Annotated in this window: 16 protein-coding genes; 9 read left to right on the top strand and 7 right to left on the bottom strand. The window is 66.6% G+C overall.

Annotated elements, in window-relative coordinates; all coding sequences use genetic code 11:
• Positions 1 to 180 precede the first annotated feature (180 nt).
• Positions 181 to 3,657 carry a PAS domain-containing hybrid sensor histidine kinase/response regulator gene (locus IB261_RS22370; protein ID WP_192381125.1) on the top strand — a complete coding sequence of 1,159 codons (3,477 nt, stop codon included), beginning with the start codon at positions 181 to 183 and terminating at the stop codon, positions 3,655 to 3,657.
• A gap of 83 nt (positions 3,658 to 3,740) precedes the next feature.
• Here the strand turns inward: IB261_RS22370 and IB261_RS22375 are convergent, their stop codons facing one another.
• The gene (locus IB261_RS22375) at positions 3,741 to 4,199 is read right to left on the bottom strand and encodes a DMT family transporter (protein ID WP_081520199.1); all 459 of its coding nucleotides are present in this window, start codon (positions 4,197 to 4,199) and stop codon (positions 3,741 to 3,743) included.
• 82 nt (positions 4,200 to 4,281) lie between these two features.
• On the opposite strand from IB261_RS22375, the gene IB261_RS22380 reads away from it, so the two are divergent.
• Positions 4,282 to 5,196 carry a LysR family transcriptional regulator gene (locus IB261_RS22380; protein ID WP_192381124.1) on the top strand — a complete coding sequence of 305 codons (915 nt, stop codon included), beginning with the start codon at positions 4,282 to 4,284 and terminating at the stop codon, positions 5,194 to 5,196.
• Between the two features lie 4 nt (positions 5,197 to 5,200).
• Here IB261_RS22380 and IB261_RS22385 read toward each other — a convergent pair whose 3' ends face one another.
• The gene (locus tag IB261_RS22385) at positions 5,201 to 5,899 is read right to left on the bottom strand and encodes a MerR family transcriptional regulator (RefSeq protein WP_230986170.1); all 699 of its coding nucleotides are present in this window, start codon (positions 5,897 to 5,899) and stop codon (positions 5,201 to 5,203) included.
• A 392-nt stretch (positions 5,900 to 6,291) separates the two neighbouring features.
• On the opposite strand from IB261_RS22385, the gene IB261_RS22390 reads away from it, so the two are divergent.
• The 4 genes from IB261_RS22390 (at position 6,292) to IB261_RS22405 (ending at position 11,279) form a co-directional block, all read left to right on the top strand.
• Positions 6,292 to 7,176 (top strand): M24 family metallopeptidase, encoded by an 885-nt coding sequence (locus IB261_RS22390; protein WP_192381123.1) that lies wholly within the window; start codon positions 6,292 to 6,294, stop codon positions 7,174 to 7,176.
• Positions 7,173 to 8,945 carry an SDR family oxidoreductase gene (locus tag IB261_RS22395; RefSeq protein WP_192381122.1) on the top strand — a complete coding sequence of 591 codons (1,773 nt, stop codon included), beginning with the start codon at positions 7,173 to 7,175 and terminating at the stop codon, positions 8,943 to 8,945. Before IB261_RS22390 ends, IB261_RS22395 begins: the two co-directional genes overlap by 4 nt.
• Before the next feature lie 8 nt (positions 8,946 to 8,953).
• Positions 8,954 to 9,844: a metal-dependent hydrolase gene (locus IB261_RS22400; protein ID WP_192381121.1), complete on the top strand. Its 891-nt coding sequence runs from the start codon at positions 8,954 to 8,956 to the stop codon at positions 9,842 to 9,844.
• Positions 9,845 to 9,932: 88 nt separating this feature from the next.
• Entirely contained in the window at positions 9,933 to 11,279 is a 1,347-nt protein-coding gene (locus IB261_RS22405) for an NAD(P)/FAD-dependent oxidoreductase (RefSeq protein WP_192381120.1), read from the top strand.
• A gap of 96 nt (positions 11,280 to 11,375) precedes the next feature.
• Here the strand turns inward: IB261_RS22405 and IB261_RS22410 are convergent, their stop codons facing one another.
• The 4 genes from IB261_RS22410 to IB261_RS22425 form a co-directional block, all read right to left on the bottom strand.
• Positions 11,376 to 12,740: a DNA recombination protein RmuC gene (locus tag IB261_RS22410; protein ID WP_168190542.1), complete on the bottom strand. Its 1,365-nt coding sequence runs from the start codon at positions 12,738 to 12,740 to the stop codon at positions 11,376 to 11,378.
• Between the two features lie 570 nt (positions 12,741 to 13,310).
• Positions 13,311 to 13,520 carry a hypothetical protein gene (locus IB261_RS22415; protein WP_139791670.1) on the bottom strand — a complete coding sequence of 70 codons (210 nt, stop codon included), beginning with the start codon at positions 13,518 to 13,520 and terminating at the stop codon, positions 13,311 to 13,313.
• 77 nt (positions 13,521 to 13,597) lie between these two features.
• Complete coding sequence (locus tag IB261_RS22420) at positions 13,598 to 14,362, bottom strand: RES family NAD+ phosphorylase (protein WP_192381119.1); 765 nt, start codon at positions 14,360 to 14,362, stop codon at positions 13,598 to 13,600.
• Positions 14,363 to 14,731 (bottom strand): MbcA/ParS/Xre antitoxin family protein, encoded by a 369-nt coding sequence (locus IB261_RS22425; protein WP_151187976.1) that lies wholly within the window; start codon positions 14,729 to 14,731, stop codon positions 14,363 to 14,365.
• 265 nt (positions 14,732 to 14,996) lie between these two features.
• Between IB261_RS22425 and IB261_RS22430 the strand changes: the two genes are divergently transcribed.
• Complete coding sequence (locus IB261_RS22430; RefSeq protein WP_192381118.1) at positions 14,997 to 15,446, top strand: RcnB family protein; 450 nt, start codon at positions 14,997 to 14,999, stop codon at positions 15,444 to 15,446.
• Between the two features lie 6 nt (positions 15,447 to 15,452).
• On the opposite strand, the gene IB261_RS22435 is transcribed toward IB261_RS22430, so the two are convergent.
• On the bottom strand, positions 15,453 to 15,896 hold the full coding sequence (locus IB261_RS22435; protein ID WP_192381117.1) for a hypothetical protein: 444 nt from the start codon (positions 15,894 to 15,896) through the stop codon (positions 15,453 to 15,455).
• Positions 15,897 to 16,020: 124 nt separating this feature from the next.
• Here IB261_RS22435 and IB261_RS22440 point away from each other — a divergent pair, with 124 nt between their 5' ends.
• The gene (locus IB261_RS22440; protein ID WP_151187979.1) at positions 16,021 to 16,503 is read left to right on the top strand and encodes a GreA/GreB family elongation factor; all 483 of its coding nucleotides are present in this window, start codon (positions 16,021 to 16,023) and stop codon (positions 16,501 to 16,503) included.
• A 143-nt stretch (positions 16,504 to 16,646) separates the two neighbouring features.
• Entirely contained in the window at positions 16,647 to 16,994 is a 348-nt protein-coding gene (locus IB261_RS22445) for a carboxymuconolactone decarboxylase family protein (RefSeq protein WP_017522075.1), read from the top strand.
• The last annotated feature ends 35 nt before the right edge of the window (positions 16,995 to 17,029 follow it).

Raw genomic sequence — 17,029 nt, forward strand, 5'->3', positions numbered from 1 at the left:
CGGACGGACCGCGAAAAGGCCGGCAAGCTACCAGCCCGGCGCTCCGCTCTCAAGTGTGAGGCGTGACACAGCGCCACTGAGACATTGGTAGCAGGTGTCTGACAGTTCCGGACTTTGATGCGAAACTGCTTCGATGCCACAGTGCTCCTGCGGGGGAGCCAGTTCACTTCCGGAGTCAGCATGTCGTTGTCCAGTGGGTTGATCGCAACGGTCGCCCTGCTCTACATGGCGGTCCTGTTCGCCATCGCGTTCTATGGCGACCGCCGTCGCGCCCCTCTTTCGCCGCGTGTCCGCGCCTGGGTCTACAGCCTGTCCCTGGCGGTCTACTGCACCAGCTGGACCTTCTTCGGCGCCGTCGGCCAGGCCGCCGACCAGTTGTGGTCCTTCCTGCCGATCTATGTCGGCCCCGTGCTGCTGATGCTCTTCGCACCCTGGGTGCTGCAGAAGATGATCATGATCAGCAAGCAGGAGAACATCACCTCCATCGCCGACTTCATCGCCGCGCGCTACGGCAAGTCGCAGGCGCTGGCGGTGGTGGTGGCGCTGATCTGCGTGGTCTGCGTGCTGCCCTACATCGCCCTGCAGCTCAAGGGCATCGTCCTCGGCGTCAACCTGCTGATCGGCGCCGGCCCCGACTCCACCGGCATCCGCGCCCAGGACACGGCGCTGATCGTGTCGCTGATCCTCGCGCTGTTCACCATCGTCTTCGGTACCCGCAACCTGGACGTCACCGAGCACCACCGCGGCATGGTGCTGGCGATCGCCTTCGAGTCGCTGGTCAAGCTCACCGCCTTCATCGCCGTCGGCATCTTCGTCACCTACGGCCTCTACGACGGCTTCGGCGACCTGGTCGACCAGGCCCGCGTCGCCCCGCAGCTCACCGAATACTGGAAAGAGACCGTGCACTGGCCGGCGATGCTGCTGCAGACCGGCGTGGCGATGACAGCCATCATGTGCCTGCCGCGCCAGTTCCACGTGCTGGTGGTGGAGAACATCGAGCCGCGCGACCTCAACCTGGCGCGCTGGGTGTTCCCGATCTACCTGGTGCTGGCCGCGCTGTTCGTGGTGCCCATCGCCCTTGCCGGGCAGATGCACCTGCCCGCCGGCGTGATGCCCGACTCCTTCGTGATCAGCTTGCCGCTGGCCGAGGCGCATCCGGCGCTGGCCCTGCTGGCCTTCATCGGCGGCGCTTCGGCGGCCACCGGCATGGTGATCGTGGCCAGCGTGGCGCTGTCCACCATGGTCTCCAACGACATGCTGCTGCCCTGGCTGTTGCGCCGCAAAGGCGAAGCCGAGCAGCCGTTCGAGGTGTTCCGCCACTGGCTGCTGACCGTGCGCCGGGTGAGCATCGCGCTGATCCTCCTGCTGGCCTACGTCAGCTACCGCCTGCTGGGCTCCACCGCGAGCCTGGCCACCATCGGCCAGATCGCCTTCGCCGCCATCGCCCAGCTCGGCCCGGCGATGATCGGCGCGCTGTACTGGAAGCAGGCCAACCGCCGCGGCGTGTTCGCCGGCCTGGCCGCCGGCTCGCTGCTGTGGGCCTATACGCTGGTGCTGCCGGTAGTCGCCAAGGGCCTGGGCTGGCCGCTGCAGACATTCCCGGGCCTGGCATGGCTCGCCGGCCGCCCGTTCGGCCTGTCCATCGAGCCGCTGACCCTGGGCGTGCTGCTCTCGCTGATCGGCAACTTCGCGCTGTTCGGGCTGGTCTCGGTGTTCTCCCGCACCCGCGTCTCCGAGCACTGGCAGGCCAGCCGCTTCATCGGCCAGGAAATCTCCCAGAAACTCAGCTCGCGCTCGATGCTCGCGGTACAGCTGGAAGACCTGCTGATGCTCGCCGCCCGCTTCGTCGGCGAGGAACGCGCGCGACAGAGCTTCATCCGCTTCGCCTACCGTCAGGGCAAGGGCTTCACTCCCAGCCAGAACGCCAACGACGAGTGGATCGCCCACACCGAGCGCCTGCTCGCCGGCGTACTCGGCGCCTCCTCCGCGCGCGCCGTGGTGAAGGCCGCCATCGAAGGCCGCGAGATGCAGGTGGAGGACGTGGTGAAGATTGCCGACGAAGCCTCCGAGGTGCTGCAGTTCAACCGCGCACTGCTGCAGGGCGCCATCGAGAACATCACCCAGGGCATCAGCGTGGTCGATCAGTCGCTGCGCCTGGTGGCCTGGAACCACCGCTACATCGAACTGTTCGAGTACCCGGACGGGCTGATCTACGTCGGCCGCCCGATCGCCGACATCATCCGCTACAACGCCGAGCGCAATCTCTGCGGGCCGGGTGATCCGGACCTGCACGTCGCGAAGCGCCTGTACTGGATGCGCCAGGGCACGCCGCACACCTCCGAGCGGCTGTTCCCCAACGGCCGGGTGATCGAGCTGATCGGCAACCCCATGCCCGGCGGCGGCTTCGTCATGAGCTTCACCGACATCACCAACTACCGCGACGCCGAGCAGGGCCTGAAGGACGCCAACGAAGGCCTGGAGCAGCGCGTGCAGGAGCGCACCTTCGAGCTGTCGCAACTCAACCAGGCACTCACCGAGGCCAAGGGCACCGCCGAGGCGGCGAACCAGTCGAAGTCGCGCTTCCTCGCCGCCGTCAGCCACGACCTGATGCAGCCGCTGAACGCGGCGCGGCTGTTCTCCGCCGCCCTCGCCCACCAGGAAAAACTGCCCGAGGAGGCCACTGAACTGGTGCGCCACCTGGACTCGTCGCTGCGCTCGGCGGAGGACCTGATCACCGACCTGCTGGATATCTCGCGCCTTGAGGGCGGCCGTGTCAGCGCCGACGTCGCGGGCTTCCCGCTGAGCAACCTGTACGACACCCTGGGCGTGGAGTTCCGCGTGCTGGCCCAGGAGCACGGCATCGACTTCCATGTGCGCGGCAGCAAGCTGCGCGTGGAAAGCGATATCAAACTGCTGCGCCGCGTGCTGCAGAACTTCCTCACCAACGCCTTCCGTTACGCCAAGGGCCACGTGCTGCTCGGCGTGCGCCGCGAGGCCGGGCACCTGCGCCTGGAAGTCTGGGACCACGGCCCGGGCATCCCACCGGACAAGCTGCAGGTGATCTTCGAGGAGTTCAAACGCCTGGACAGCCACCAGACCCGCGCCGAAAAGGGCCTGGGCCTGGGCCTGGCGATCGCCGATCGACTGTGCAAGGTGCTCGGCCACCGTCTGGAAGTACGCTCCTGGCCGGGCAAGGGCAGCGTGTTCAGCGTCAGCGTGCCGCTGGCGCGCCAGCCGGCTCCGGCGCCGCCCAACGGCCACAAGGTGGAAACCCCGGAACAGCTCAACGGCGCGCAGGTGCTTTGCGTCGACAACGAAGACAGCATCCTCACCGGCATGAACAGCCTGCTGACCCGCTGGGGCTGCCGCGTGCTCACCGCACGTAGCCGCGAGGAATGCCAGGCGCTGCTGGAAGGCGATGCGCGTCCGCAACTGGCGCTGATCGACTACCACCTGGACGACGGCGAACTGGGCACCGATCTCATGGCCTGGCTGCGCACCCGTCTGGGCGAGCCCGTGCCCGGCGTGGTGATCAGCGCGGACGCCCGTCCCGAACTGGTGGCGCAGATCCACGCAGCCGGTCTGGACTTCCTGCCCAAGCCGGTGAAACCGGCGGCGCTAAGGGCGTTGTTGAGTCGGCATTTGAGTTTGCGGTGATGGTCCTCAGCGCGGGCTTGGCACCCTCTCCTCCGCCCTCTCCCTTCAGGGAGAGGGGATTCCCGGCCAGCTCCGCACTCAACTCAAACCACCCTCCCCCGCCACTGCAGCAACACCACCCCGGCAATGATCAACCCGACGGCCAGCAAGCCCTCGACTGACAGCCGCCGCACCGGGAAACCGGCCCAGCCGAACTGGTCGCACAACGCCGACATCAGCATCTGCCCCGCCACCACGCAGGCCAGGAAAGTCGCCGCCCCCAGCTGCGGCGCCAGCATTACCGCAACCGTCAGGTAAGCCGCGCCGAACAGCCCACCCAGCCAGCCCCACCACGGCGTGGTAGCGATGCCAGCTGCCGGCGGCAACGGCACACGGAAGGCCAGCAGGGCGATGATCACCGCCGCCAGACTCACGCCCAGGGACGTCAGGCTGGCACTCAGTGGATGCCCCAGCTGGCGACCGAGCAGGGAATTGCTGCCGGCCTGCAGGGCGACCAGCGCGCCCACACCAATGGCAGGCAGCAGAAGAAGCAATTTCGACATCGACTTTCCTCCGTTTCTTGTCGATGCCTTCAGCTTCTGCTATCCATCCCGCGCATGGAAATGAATGATCGGTACAGCACAGATGCACTCGATTCATGATTTGCGCCGCATCGACCTCAACCTGCTGGTGATCCTCGATGCGCTGCTGGACGAGCGCCACGTCTCCCGCGCGGCCAAGCGGCTGGCGATGACACAGCCGGCGGTGAGCCATGCGCTCAACCGCCTGCGCGACCTGCTCGACGACCCGTTGCTGGTGCGCGCCGGCAACCAGATGCAACTGACCCGCCGCGCCTTCGAACTGGCCGAGCCGCTGCGGGAAATCCTCGGCGGTGTGCGCCGGCTGGTGCTGGGCGACGATTTCGACCCGGCCAGCGCCGAGATGGAGTTGCGCCTGGGCATGTCCGACTACGGCGCCTGGGTAGTGCTACCGGCCCTGCTGCCGCTCCTGCGCCGCGAGGCGCCGGGCATTCACCTGGACGTAAGGCAGGCCTCGCGGGTGGGCATGGCCGAGCAGGTGGCGAGCGGCGAGCTGGATGTCGCGCTCGGGGTCTTCCCGATGCTGCCCGAAGGACTGCGGATGCAGCAGTTGTTCGAGGAACGCTTCGTCTGCCTGTGCTCGAGGGAAACCCTGGGCGAAAGACAGCGCCTGGACCTGGACGACTATCTCGCCGCCCCGCACCTGCGGGTCGCCCTGCAGCAGAGCCCGGCGGAAGAGATCGACAGTCACCTGGAAAAACTCGGCCGGCGCCGTCAGGTGGCCGCCACCGTACCGCACTTCAGCGTCGCGCCCAGCCTGTTGGCGGGCACCGACCTGGTGCTGACCATCGCCGCGCGGATGCTCCCGGATGATCTCGAAAGCCAAGGCCTGGCGAGCTTCGAGCCGCCGCTGAAACTGGCACCGTTCGACTTCGTGCAGATCTGGTCGGAAACCAGCGAGGATGAGCCCGCGCGGCGCTGGCTACGTGGAAAACTGGCCGAGGTGGCCGGCCGGTCCTGAGCCGTTACTCCGGAGTTTCCAGCCGCCGGAGGATTTCCCCGACGCGCTCGCCGAGCATCTCGTTGGCCGAACGCTTCAGGCCGCGCGCCAGCTCCACCAGCACCACCTGTTCGGCCACCGGCCGCAGGCGCTGGAAGACTTCGGCGAGACGCTCGAGGTCCGCTGCGCCGGGCAGCAGGTCGGCGCCTGGCTTGTCCACCAGATGGGTCACCACCAGCCGCACGATGCCGGCGGCCAGGTGTTCGGTGTCGGTGCGCAATACCGCCAGATGATCCAGCAGTGCCGCCAACGGAATACCGGCGCGGTACAGCTCGACGCCAGCGTTGAACAGGCGCGGGCTGGGAATGCTGATGCGCTCGCCATCGAAGGCCAGCAAACCCTGCGCCAGCGCCTGGTCGATCACTGCATCATCGAGCTCATCGCCGAAGAGTGCCTGCAGGTCGCTGAACTCGATGCTGCCGGGGGACTCCAGGTTCCACGGGCCGACGATGGCTTCGTCGAGGCCGAGCACGTGGTCCAGGTCGTGGCCATGCTCCCAGCTCTGCAGCAGCTCCTTGATATTGGCGATGTTGTAGCCGCGCTCCAGCAGGCGGTTGATCAGCCGCAGCCGGCGCAGGTGGCTGGCGAAATACACCCCGGCGCGGCCGCGGCGCTCGGGCGGCGGCAGCAGGCCGCGATCCTGATACGCGCGCAGGTTGCGCACCGTGGTGCCGCCCTCGCGGGCCAGTTCATCCACCGTGTACTCGCGCTCGTCCTCCACCGCGGAGGGCGCGTCGTCCGGGCGTTGCAGCAGGCGCTGGAGAAGATTCAGGGGTGTGCTCATGGCGCGGATGATAGTCACCGTTGCGCCCTCAGAACAATCGAAAGCACTAGTCCCAAAGTGATCCGCCGCACAGCCCTGCAGCCCAACCAAAGGCGGGACCTGCACCCGCCGCAAATCCCCCGCCGCTCCACAACCCGCGCCGCCAGCGGCTCCGCGCCCCGGTAACACTCAAGGCCCGGCACGCACGGCATGGCGCAACGCCCGCCAATGGGTCAGCATCGATCGTGACATTGCTCAATGTCACGATAACAACAACCAGCCTGGAGAAAGTCATGTCCCAAGGCGCCTGGGGGCCCACCCCCGAAGACCTGCGGCACTTCCGCGAGACTCAGCAACTGGCCTACCGCTGCTGCGAAACCATTGCCGGCGAACTGCGTCCGGGCATCAGCGAGCGCGAGACCGCAGCCCTGATGAAGACCTGGCTGCTCGATCACGGCGTGCGCGACTGGTTCCACCAGCCCTTCGCCTGGTTCGGCCCGCGCACCTCGTTCAAGGGCTTCGACGGCCTGCGCCACCTGGGCGGCTTCAACCTGGCCTTCTACCCCGGCAAGCAGCGTCTTGAAGAAGGCATGCCCTTCATCCTCGACTGCGCGCCGACCCTGGGTGCCTACACCGCCGACGTAGGCTACTCCGGCGCGCTGGGCCACAACCTGCTGGTGGAGCGCCTGATGGACGACCTGCTGGCGCACCGCAACCTGATCGTCGAAAAGGTCCGCCGGCGCCTGCCGCTGGCCGAAGTCAGCCAGTCGGTCGACCGCCTCTGCCAGCGCCAGGGCACCCTGCCGCGGCACAAGGCCTACCCCTTCGAAGTGCTGGCCCACCGAGTGGAAAAACTCGGCGCGCGGGACAGCGGCCCCTCGCTGGCGCGCTTCGGCGAGCGCAACATCGCCACGCTGATGAAGAACGCCCTGATCACCGGCCGCCGCGAAGGCTGGTCACCGCTGTGGTCGAGCAGCGACCGCTCGCAACACGCCCCGACACCCGGCCTCTGGGCGGTCGAGCCACACCTGGGGCTGCGCGGCGTGGGCGCCAAGTTCGAGGAGCTGCTGGTGGTCACCGAAGACGACACCTACTGGCTGGACGACGACCTGCCCCACGTGCGCCGCTGGATCGCCCGCGGCCTGATCAGCGCCCCGGCGCGGCGGGAGGTGGCATGAACGCGATGCTGGAAAAGGCACTGCCGACGCCGGAGCGCCTCGACGTGCAATCGGGCAACGTACGCCTGGCCGTGTGGCGCTGGGGCGAACCGCACCTGCCGATGGTGCTGTTCGTCCACGGCTATCCGGACAACCATGAAGTCTGGCTGCCGCTGATCCGTCGCCTGTCCGGGCGCTACCAACTGGTTGCCTACGATGTGCGCGGCGCAGGCGAATCGGACAAGCCGCGCAAGACCCGCGACTACCGCCTGGAACTGCTCAGCCAGGACCTCAAGGCCGTGCTCGATGCGGTCAGTCCGCAGCGCGCGGTGCACCTGGTGGCCCATGACTGGGGCTCGATCCAGACCTGGGAGAGCGTCACCGATCCACAGCTGCGCGCGCGCATCGCCTCCTACACCAGCGTCTCCGGCCCGTGCCTGGACCACGTCGGCTTCTGGATGCGCGACCGCCTGCGCCGCAAGACACCGCGCGCGCTGTTGCAGATGGCCAGCCAGCTGCTGCACTCCTGGTACATCTACTACTTCCATCTGCCGTTGCTGCCGTCGCTGTCGTGGCGCTTCGGCGCGGCGAAGGCCTGGCCGCAGTACCTGCGCAAGGTCGAGGGCATCCGCAACCCGGCACGCAACCCACACCAGGCCAGCGACGGCGAGCACGGCGTGAAGCTCTACCGGGCCAACTTCATCACCTCGATCTTCAAACCGCGCAAGCGCCATACCGAGGTGCCGGTGCAACTCATCGTGCCGACCCGCGACCGCTATGTCGGCCAGCAACTGTTCCAACAACTCTCGCTGTGGGCGCCACGCCTATGGCGCCGTGACGTCACCGCCGGACACTGGCAACTGCTCGCCGACCCGACCCGACTGGGCGGCTGGATCGACGAATTCGTCAGCCACATCGAAGGCGGCGAAGCCACGCCGGAACTGCAGCGCGCCGCACTGAAACCCGGTGCCGGCCCGTTCGCCGGCAAGCTGGTGGTGGTCACCGGCGCGGGCGGCGGCATCGGGCGGTCGACCCTGCTGAGCTTCGCCGAACGCGGCGCCAGCGTACTGGCTGCGGACATCGACCCGGCCGCCGCCGAGCGCAGCGCCGAACTGGCCCGCGCGGTGGGGGCCAGCGCCTACAGCTACTGCGTGGACGTGGGCGACAGCGCCGCCATGGAACGCTTCGCGCAGTGGGTGAAGAGCAGCCTCGGCGTGCCCGACGTGGTGGTCAGCAACGCCGGCATCGGCATGGCCGGGCCGATGCTCAAGACCACCCCGGAGGAATGGGAGCGCCTGCTGCGCATCAACCTGTGGAGTGTGATCGACGGCTGTCGGCTGTTCGGCAAGCAGATGGTCGAGAGCGGCAAGCCAGGGCACCTGGTCAACGTCGCTTCCGGTGTGGCTTTCGCGCCGTCACGCAACTACCCGGCCTACGCCACCAGCAAGGCGGCGGTGCTGATGCTCAGTGAGTGCCTGCGCGCCGAGCTGGCGGGCAATGGCATCGGCGTCAGCGCGGCGTGCCCGGGCTTCGTCGATACCGGCATCGTCCAGGCCACGCGCTTCGCCGGACTGGATGACGAACAACAGGCGAAACACCGCGCGAAGGTACAGCGCTTCTACCGTCGGCGCCGGCTCAGCCCGGACACCGTCGGCGAACGTATCACCCGCGCGGTGGAACGCAACCAGCCGGTGGTGAAGGTTGGCAGCGAAGTGCATCTGGGCGCCCTGCAATGGCGCTTCATGCCCTGGCTGTCGCGCCTGTTCGCCCGCCTCAACCTGACTGCCTGAGAATCCCCATGAACAACCCTCATCACAAGCTGGTGCAACGCAAGGTGCAGTTCGACTACAGCGACTCGCCCCTGCACTGGATTCCCGGCGAGCCCGAGGCTTCGCACGTGGTCAATGTCATCCACATGATGTTGCCGGCCGGCGAGTTGTGGTTCTGCCGGCTGTACAACAAGGCCCTGCCCTTCGTGAAGGAAGGCCGCCTGCGCGACGACGTGCAGGGTTTCATCCGCCAGGAGGCGATGCATGCCCGCGCCCACAATGGCGCGCTGGAGCGATACTTGAGCCACCACGGCATCGACTCGACGCGGTATATCAAGGTCATGGACTACCTGTTCGAACAGTTGCTCAGCGACACACCGCTGGGCCTCACCCTGTTCAACCGCACGGCCTGGCTCAAGCGCTGGTGGATCGGCCAGCGCTGCGCCATCGTCGCGGCGGTGGAGCACTTCACCTGCGTGCTCGGCAAGTGGATCCTGGAGGCCGACGCGCTGGACCGCGCCAAGGCCGACCCGGTACTGCTCGACCTGTTCCGCTGGCACGGCGCCGAAGAGGTGGAGCACCGCAACGTCGCCCACGACCTGCACGTGCACCTGGGCGGCACCTTCATAAGCCGCCAGCTGTGGATGTTCGTGGTCTGGCCGCTGATCATCTACCTGTTCGCCTTCGGCACTCGCACCCTGTCGCGGCAGGACCCGAGCATCACCCGGCCACGCTCCTTTGCGGCGATCTGGCGCGATGGCTCGAAGACTGGCGTGCTGCCGAAGATCAGCTCGGTGGCCACCAGCTTCCTGCGCTACTTCAAGCCCTGGTACCACCCCGACCACGAGGCCAATACCCAGGAAGCGCTGGACTACCTGGCCCGCTCGCCGGCTGCCAGCCGGGCCGCGCGCGCTTCGTAATGCCTGCCGGCGCGCCCGCGCAGTGGATGCGCGGCGCGCGCCGATCGCATACTGCGGCATCCGTTACTCGATTCAGGGATGCCGCCGTATGCCGATGGGAACCTACCCGCTTCACCCCGCCCTGTCCTCCCGCTTGGAGCGCCTGCCGGAGCAGGTGGACGTGGTCATCGCCGGCAGCGGCATCATGGGTTGCGCCACTGCCTGGCAGCTCGCCGGCCTTGGCCTGAGCGTACTGGTGCTGGACAAGGCCGGCCTCGCCAGCCAGCAGTCCACCCGCGCCTGGGGCTTTGTCCGCCAGCAGGCGCGCAACCCGGCGGAAGTGCCGCTGATGATGGCCGCCATTCCGCTGTGGGAGCGTCTTGAAGAGGAGCTGCAACTACCGCTGGAATGGCGTCAGGGCGGCTGCCTGTACCTCGCTGAAACACCGGAGCAACAGCACAAGTACGAGGACTGGCTGAAGGTCGCCGCCAACTTCGGGCTCGGCACTCGCCTGCTGGGTCGCGCAGAAGTCGCTCAACTGATGCCAGCGCTGAGCGACCCCGCGCTTGGCGCCCTCTACACCGCCAATGACGGCCAGGCCGAGCCGCGCCGCGTCGCTCCAGGTTATGCACTGCGTGCTATGGAGCGCGGCGCCGTATTCGTCGAAGGCTGCGGCGTCACCGGCATCGACCGCGCCGCCGGCGCCATCTGCGGCGTACAGACCGAGCGTGGCTATGTGAAGACCCGGCAACTGCTGGTCTGCGCCGGTGCCAGCAGTTGGCGCCTGGTCCAGAGCCTCGGGCTGACATTGCCGCAACAGGCCGTGCGCTGCACCGTCTCGCGCACCAGCCCCGGGCCGGATGTCGGCGCGCAGAGCTTCATCGGCCACGGCATCGGCTTCCGTCAGCGCGCCGACGGCAGCCTCAACCTCGCCGACGAAACCCAGGCCGACATCGACCTGAATCTCGACTATCTGCGCGGTGCCAGGCATTACCTGCCGCACCTGCCGGAACACCGCGCGGGCTTCTCCTTCAAGCTCAACGGCGCACTGTTCCACGATCTGTGCCAGCGCCTGCCCGGCTCGGAAAGAAGCGTGAACGGCCCGGTACTCGGCGAGCGTGATCCGCAGGTGAAGGCGAATACCGCGCGCGTCTTCCAGGCACAGACAAATCTCGCCAGAGCATTCCCGGCGCTGCGCGATGTGAAGGTGGTGGAAAGCTGGGCGGGCCTGATCGATGTGCTGCCCGACGGCATCCCGGTGCTCGACGCCCCGCCGGAAGTGCCTGGCCTGCTGATCGCTACCGGCTTCTGCGGGCATGGGTTTGCGATGGGGCCCATCGTCGGGCAACTGATGAGCCAGTGGCTGCACAAGGGCGAACCGGGGATGGACCTGCATGCGTTCAGGCTACGGCGCTTCGCCGATGGGACGGCCGGCAAGCCCTACTCACTGTTCTGAAGGTGCGTACCTGTAGGAGCGGGCCATGCGCGCGATCGCGGGCATGGCCCGCTCCTACAGGAGAGTCAGGTGTTCAGGCGATAACGCAGACCCGCGTTACTCGCCCTCTTCCACCAGCGGCGCATCATCGCTCAGTGCCCGCTCCAGCCAATCCGTCGGCAGGTTCTTGCTGGCCCGCGCACCCAGCAGTTTCACCTGCTCGGCGCGGCTGATCAGGTTGCCGCGCCCCTCGCAGAGCTTGTTGCGCGCCGCCGCGTAGGTCTTGTCCAGCTGCTGCAGGCGGGTGCCCATCTCGTCCAGGTCCTGCACGAAGAGCACGAACTTGTCGTACAGCGCGCCGGCACGCTCGGCGATCTCGCGGGCGTTCTGGTTCTGCCGCTCCTGGCGCCACAGGCTGTCGATCACCCGCAGCGTCGCCAGCAGGGTGGTCGGGCTGACGATCACGATGTTGCGCTCGAAGGCTTCCTGGAACAGGTTCGGTTCGGCCTGCAGCGCCGCCGAGAAGGCCGCTTCGATGGGCATGAACAGCAGCACGAAGTCGAGGCTGTGCAGCCCCTCCAGCCGACGGTAATCCTTGTCGGACAGGCCCTTCACATGGCTGCGCAGCGACAGCACATGGGCCTTCAGCGCCTGCTGGCGGATCACCTCGTCATCAGCGGCGATGAACTGCTGGTAGGCGGTCAGGCTCACCTTGGCGTCCACCACCACCTGCTTGTCGCCAGGCAGGCGGATCAGCACGTCGGGCTGGAAGCGCTCGCCGTCCGGCGCGCGCAGGCTGACCTGGGTTTCGTACTCGCGGCCCTTCTCCAGGCCGGCATGCTCCAGCACCCGCTCGAGCACCAGCTCGCCCCAGTTGCCCTGGGTCTTCTGGCCCTTCAGCGCACGGGTCAGGTTGGTGGCTTCCTCGCCCAGGCGCAGGTTCAACTGCTGCAGGCGCTCCAGTTCCCTGGTCAGCGAGAAGCGCTCACGAGCCTCGGCCTGGTAGCTCTCTTCCACGCGCTTCTCGAAGGACTGGATGCGCTCCTTAAGCGGGTCGAGCAGTTGCCCGAGGCGCTGCTGGCTGGACTCGGCAAAGCGCTGCTCGCGCTCGTCGAAGATCTTCCCGGCCAACTCGGCGAATTGCGCACGCAGGTCATCCTTCGCCGCTTGCAGGTCGCCCAGGCGCTGCTGGTGATTCTCCTGCTGCTCGCGCAGCTCGGCCGAGAGCGCTGCATGCTCGGCAGAGAGTCGGCGCAGCTCGACTTCCTTGTCGGCACGCTCGGCCTGCCAGTCCTGCTCGGCGTTGCCCAGGCGCGCGCGCTCGTCCTTGCCCAGTTCGACCTCACGACGCAATGCCGCTGCCTCGGCGGAGAGTTCACCATGCCGGCCGCTCAAGCGCTGGAAGGCCTCGCGATCCGCCTCGGCCTGGGCGGACAGCCCGTCCTGCGCCAGTTGCGCGGTGGCCAGGCGCTCGCGCAGCAGGGTTGCCTCCTGCTCCACCTCCACCCTGCGCGCCTGCAGGCGCCAGGCAAGCGCCGCCATGGGCAGCAATCCGGCGAGCGCACCGAGCAACAGGGCGGAAAGATCGAGGGGCATGCAGAACTCCGGGTGTGGCAATGGATCGCGCCAGTCTAACAGTCACCCGCGCGATGAGCCCTCGTCCGCTGTAAAGGCCCTGGAACAAGGCTCCTGAGCAAGCGCTCGGGACAATCCACAGAAGCTGTGGATAACTCAGTGGAGAACTTGCTTAAAACTGCCCATACCCCCAGTGAACTGGGGCCGTGTGACAGATTGGTGATTTTTTCACCAATAGAAATTTCCTTTATTTTTCAACAAGTTAAAAAACGCAAGGAAATTCACGGGGTGGCCAACTGCAATGTTTCGGGGACTTGACAGAGTGCGTCAGCATTGTGCACAAGTGCGCGCCACGCAGCAGCCGACCGCCCCGTTTCAGGGCAGTGGATAGGAAGTATTCTCAGGCAGACAGTGCATTCAACACAGGCGAGGCGCGCGCCGGAAGCTCCGTCTTCCGACGCCGTTACCCGGAGAATTTCATGCGATCTGAACCTGCCGGCGCGGCAGTCGCTGCGGCCGGACGATGCGGGGTGGTTCGGGAAGCTGAATCGACTGCCGCTCGGCGGCGCTGACCCGCGCATAAATGCGCTCGGCAGCACTGCGGCTGTTGCAGTCGTAGAAGAACTGGTTGAGGTACACGCGCCAGCGACGATCGTCGCTGGGATGGACGGCTATCCGTATATCCATGGTCTGGCGCTCCCTGCTTGGCCATCCCGAAACATACACCGCTCACCATGACACGACAGTGGCAAAACGATGAACGGTCAAGCCGGATGCGGCAGCCTGCCATCCACCAGATACTGCTCGCGCCGGTAGAGTCGCGGGCTGTCGGGCACCTGCGCATGCTTGAAGGCGACGTACTCGGAAGTCGTCTCGCACAGCCACGGCATCAGATTGCGCGGACGCTTCTCGGTAAACGCCGCGGGAACGAACAACGCCACATTGATACCGCCCTGCTGACAACGCGCCGAGCGATACTCGAACGCTTCCACACCCGCATCGCGCATGGCGCTACCCAACCCTTGGGTGACGCTGTAATCCTGCGGATCGAGCAGCGCCTCGTGCTCACGGAACGGCGGCAGGTGAAGGCGCACGCCTTTCTGCACCTGGAAACGCGCCTCGAACGAAGCATGCTCGGAAAGGATTCGCCCACTGGGCGGCGGCGTCGCCATCCCTTCCCAGAGCACGAAGCGGTAGAACGCCGACTCCGCCATGGCCGTTTCCAGCTTGAGCGCGCCATAGAACAGGCTCGGCTCATGCCGCCGGCCGAAGCGCGAGCCCCAGCGCAGCGGTGGATAGCGGAACGGCGTCTTCAATAGATAGTGCAGCGACTCGGCGGGCGGTGGCATGCGCGGCTTGCTGGTCTCCAGCAACTCCTCGAGCAACGCCTGCTCCTCCAGGGTGTCCACCAGTTGCAAAGTCGCCACCTGGCCCTGGCTTTCCACCAGACGCACCAGGCGCCCACGAATGGGGGCAATGACCGAATCCTCGTGCTTCGCCCAGAGACGGGCACCGGCTGCGAAGGACATTCAGACCTTGCCCCGGATGGCGTCCAGGTATTCGACCACTGCGACCAAGCCCTGCACCTGCTCCATCAACTCCAACGGCACACCACCCAGGTGGCGGTTCTCGGTGCGCAGGAAGTGGCGCATGTCTTCATGGTTGCCGCCGAACAGCGCGAACAGCGCGCGGTAGATGCGCACCAGCAGCAGCGCCAGTTCGCCGGTCTTGCTGTCCACGCGCAGGCCGTTCTGCTTCCAGCGACTCACCGCGCTGCGGTCCACGCCGACGATGGCAGCCAGTTCCTGCTGGGTCATTGCCAGGTGTTCACGGGCAGTCAGCACAGCCTTCGCCAGGACGGCATCGGCAGCCGGGTTTTCCTTCAGCAGAGCGCTCATGGCGGGACTCCATCCAGTGCATTTGCTGCAAACATACCATCAAATGCTGAAGACACACAAAGGCAAAAGGACGCAGCCACCTCCTGGCGACTCATGCCCGGCTTTTGTATCCACAAGCTGACAAACTGGAAAAACTCTTTACCAGACATTTACTTAGCCTTGGCACTCATTGACGCAGCACTGCGGTCAGATGAAATACCCGGATCGTCCGGGACGATGAAAGCAGAAATACGCACCGCCGTTGCGGTTGCGCCAGGAGAACACCATGAAGAAGTCCGTCGCCCTGCTCTGTGCTGCCCTGATGCTTGGCAGCCCGCTGGCCAGTTTCGCCCAGCCCGGCCCCAGTCCGGACAATGGCCCGAACAACGGCCAGGACCGGCAGGACAACCGCGGGCCGCAACAGCAGCACCAGCAGCCGCAGCGCGCGCCACAGGGCAGCTACAACCAGCAGGCACGCCCCGGCCAGAACAACGCCCATGGCTATCGCAACCCGGACTTCCGTCCGCAGGCCGGCATGCCGGTGCCCCACCGCGACTGGCGCCGCGGCGTGGTCGTCGAGCCGAACTATCGCGGCGACCGCTACTGGGTCACCGACTGGCACGCCCGTCACCTGTACGCACCGCCACGCGACCATCGCTGGCTCTACGTCAACGGCGACTACATCCTGGTCGCCATCGCCAGCGGCGTGATCGTCAACATCCTCAGCGGTTACTGATTCACTTCAGGCGCTGTCGCTGACCATCGAGCCGCTGCCGCTGCCGCCTCCCCGGCGGATCGCCTCGGCCAGCGCCGCAGCAGTCTGCTGCATGGCGGCGCTGGTGCTGGCGATGCGGCTCTGCAGCGCCATCAGCGCCGCGGTCCGCTCGGCCTCCGAGGAGTAATGACGCTGCTGCGCCTCGGCCAGCTCGCACTGCTCCTGCTGCAACTGCTTCTGCAATTCCTTCAGGCGCTTCTGCAATTGCTCGACCGCCGTGCTGGAGCTGCCGGAGCTGCCGGAACTCTTGCTGCTCTTGCCGCTCGGTGCCGTGCCGCCGGCCTGCAGGCGCGGGCTTTCGGCATTGTTGCCGGCGCTTTCACTGGCAGTTCCAGCCGATGCACTGGCATCGCTCGCCACGCGAAGCTGGGTGGCAAAAGTCTGGATGGCGGGGGTGATGGAAAGGCTCATGCCGGATGTCCTTTGTTCCGGGAATTCAGCCGCTCTATCGGCCACCGCAGGAAAATCTTGAAAGCTTCTTCGCACGGCCTGGCAAAGCCCCTAGGATAGGCGCCTTTATTTCCAGCCTGTCGCCATGGACAAGAAACGCGCCTACCAACTGATCCTCGCCCGCCTCGCCGAAGACCTGGAGATCGCCGTGCGCGCCGCACAGACGGCCCACGAGACCGCGACCCACGAGGAGAACATCGCCGAGAACAAGTACGACACCCTCGGCCTGGAAGCGGCCTACCTTGCCGCCGGCCAGTCGCGCCGCGTGGAGGAGATCCGCCACGCCCTGGCGCTGTTCGAGAACCTGCAACTGCGCGACTTCGATGAAGAACAAGGCATCCAGACCAGTGCCCTGGTGCAACTGGTCAACGAGCAAGATCAGCAGCGCTGGGTCTTCATCGGCCCGGATGGCGCTGGCCTCAAGGTGCAATGCGAAGGCAGCGAAATCCTCGTCATCACTACCCGCGCACCGCTGGGTAGCGCGCTGCTTCATCGCCACCCCGGCGACGAAGTGGAAGTCGGCACCGGCAGCGCCCGCCAGCGCTACGAAATCCTCGACGCCCGCTGACAGGTCGTGTGCCGGGCTGCCGCAAAGCAGTCGAGCGCATCGATGAAAAATCTGAGCGGAACAGACAATACCCGGCACGCCGGATGACGCAGACTAAGCTTCAAGGCCACACCCCATCCCTCCCGGCCTCAAGGAGAAGCACCATGCTGTTCAACTGGTCCGAGTACGTCCCCGCCGTGAAGAAAGCCTTCGGCGCCCTGGGCAAGAAACACCCGAAGATGATCGCTGCCTACCAGGCCCTGGAAGCTGCTGCCGCTGACGGCGACGCTCTGGATGCCAAGACCCGCGAACTGATCGCCATCGCCGTGGCCATCACCACCCGTTGCGACGGCTGCATCGGCGTGCATGCCGAGGCCGCGCGCAAGGCCGGCGCCACCGAAGCCGAGATCGCCCAGACCCTGGCCACCGCCATCTCCCTCAATGCCGGCGCCGCCTACATCTACTCCCTGCGCGCCCTGGAAGCCTACGAGTCCGCTGCCGCTCCGAAGTGAGCACCCGCCCGCGGCGCCCCAGCGCCGCGGGCTTG

The organism is Pseudomonas sp. PDM20, from assembly GCF_014852575.3.
In the GTDB taxonomy this organism is placed as follows: domain Bacteria; phylum Pseudomonadota; class Gammaproteobacteria; order Pseudomonadales; family Pseudomonadaceae; genus Pseudomonas.

Bases quoted from the DNA above. Each gene is read 5' to 3' on its own strand.
- IB261_RS22395 (WP_192381122.1), top strand. From the start codon at position 7,173: ATGAACGCGATGCTGGAAAAGGCACTGCCGACGCCGGAGCGCCTCGAC.
- IB261_RS22425 (WP_151187976.1), bottom strand. From the start codon at position 14,731: ATGAGCGCTCTGCTGAAGGAAAACCCGGCTGCCGATGCCGTCCTGGCG.
- IB261_RS22435 (WP_192381117.1), bottom strand. From the start codon at position 15,896: ATGAGCCTTTCCATCACCCCCGCCATCCAGACTTTTGCCACCCAGCTT.
- IB261_RS22390 (WP_192381123.1), top strand. From the start codon at position 6,292: ATGTCCCAAGGCGCCTGGGGGCCCACCCCCGAAGACCTGCGGCACTTC.
- IB261_RS22380 (WP_192381124.1), top strand. From the start codon at position 4,282: ATGCACTCGATTCATGATTTGCGCCGCATCGACCTCAACCTGCTGGTG.
- IB261_RS22370 (WP_192381125.1), top strand. From the start codon at position 181: ATGTCGTTGTCCAGTGGGTTGATCGCAACGGTCGCCCTGCTCTACATG.
- IB261_RS22400 (WP_192381121.1), top strand. From the start codon at position 8,954: ATGAACAACCCTCATCACAAGCTGGTGCAACGCAAGGTGCAGTTCGAC.
- IB261_RS22430 (WP_192381118.1), top strand. From the start codon at position 14,997: ATGAAGAAGTCCGTCGCCCTGCTCTGTGCTGCCCTGATGCTTGGCAGC.
- IB261_RS22445 (WP_017522075.1), top strand. From the start codon at position 16,647: ATGCTGTTCAACTGGTCCGAGTACGTCCCCGCCGTGAAGAAAGCCTTC.
- IB261_RS22440 (WP_151187979.1), top strand. From the start codon at position 16,021: ATGGACAAGAAACGCGCCTACCAACTGATCCTCGCCCGCCTCGCCGAA.
- IB261_RS22405 (WP_192381120.1), top strand. From the start codon at position 9,933: ATGCCGATGGGAACCTACCCGCTTCACCCCGCCCTGTCCTCCCGCTTG.
- IB261_RS22420 (WP_192381119.1), bottom strand. From the start codon at position 14,362: ATGTCCTTCGCAGCCGGTGCCCGTCTCTGGGCGAAGCACGAGGATTCG.
- IB261_RS22375 (WP_081520199.1), bottom strand. From the start codon at position 4,199: ATGTCGAAATTGCTTCTTCTGCTGCCTGCCATTGGTGTGGGCGCGCTG.
- IB261_RS22415 (WP_139791670.1), bottom strand. From the start codon at position 13,520: ATGGATATACGGATAGCCGTCCATCCCAGCGACGATCGTCGCTGGCGC.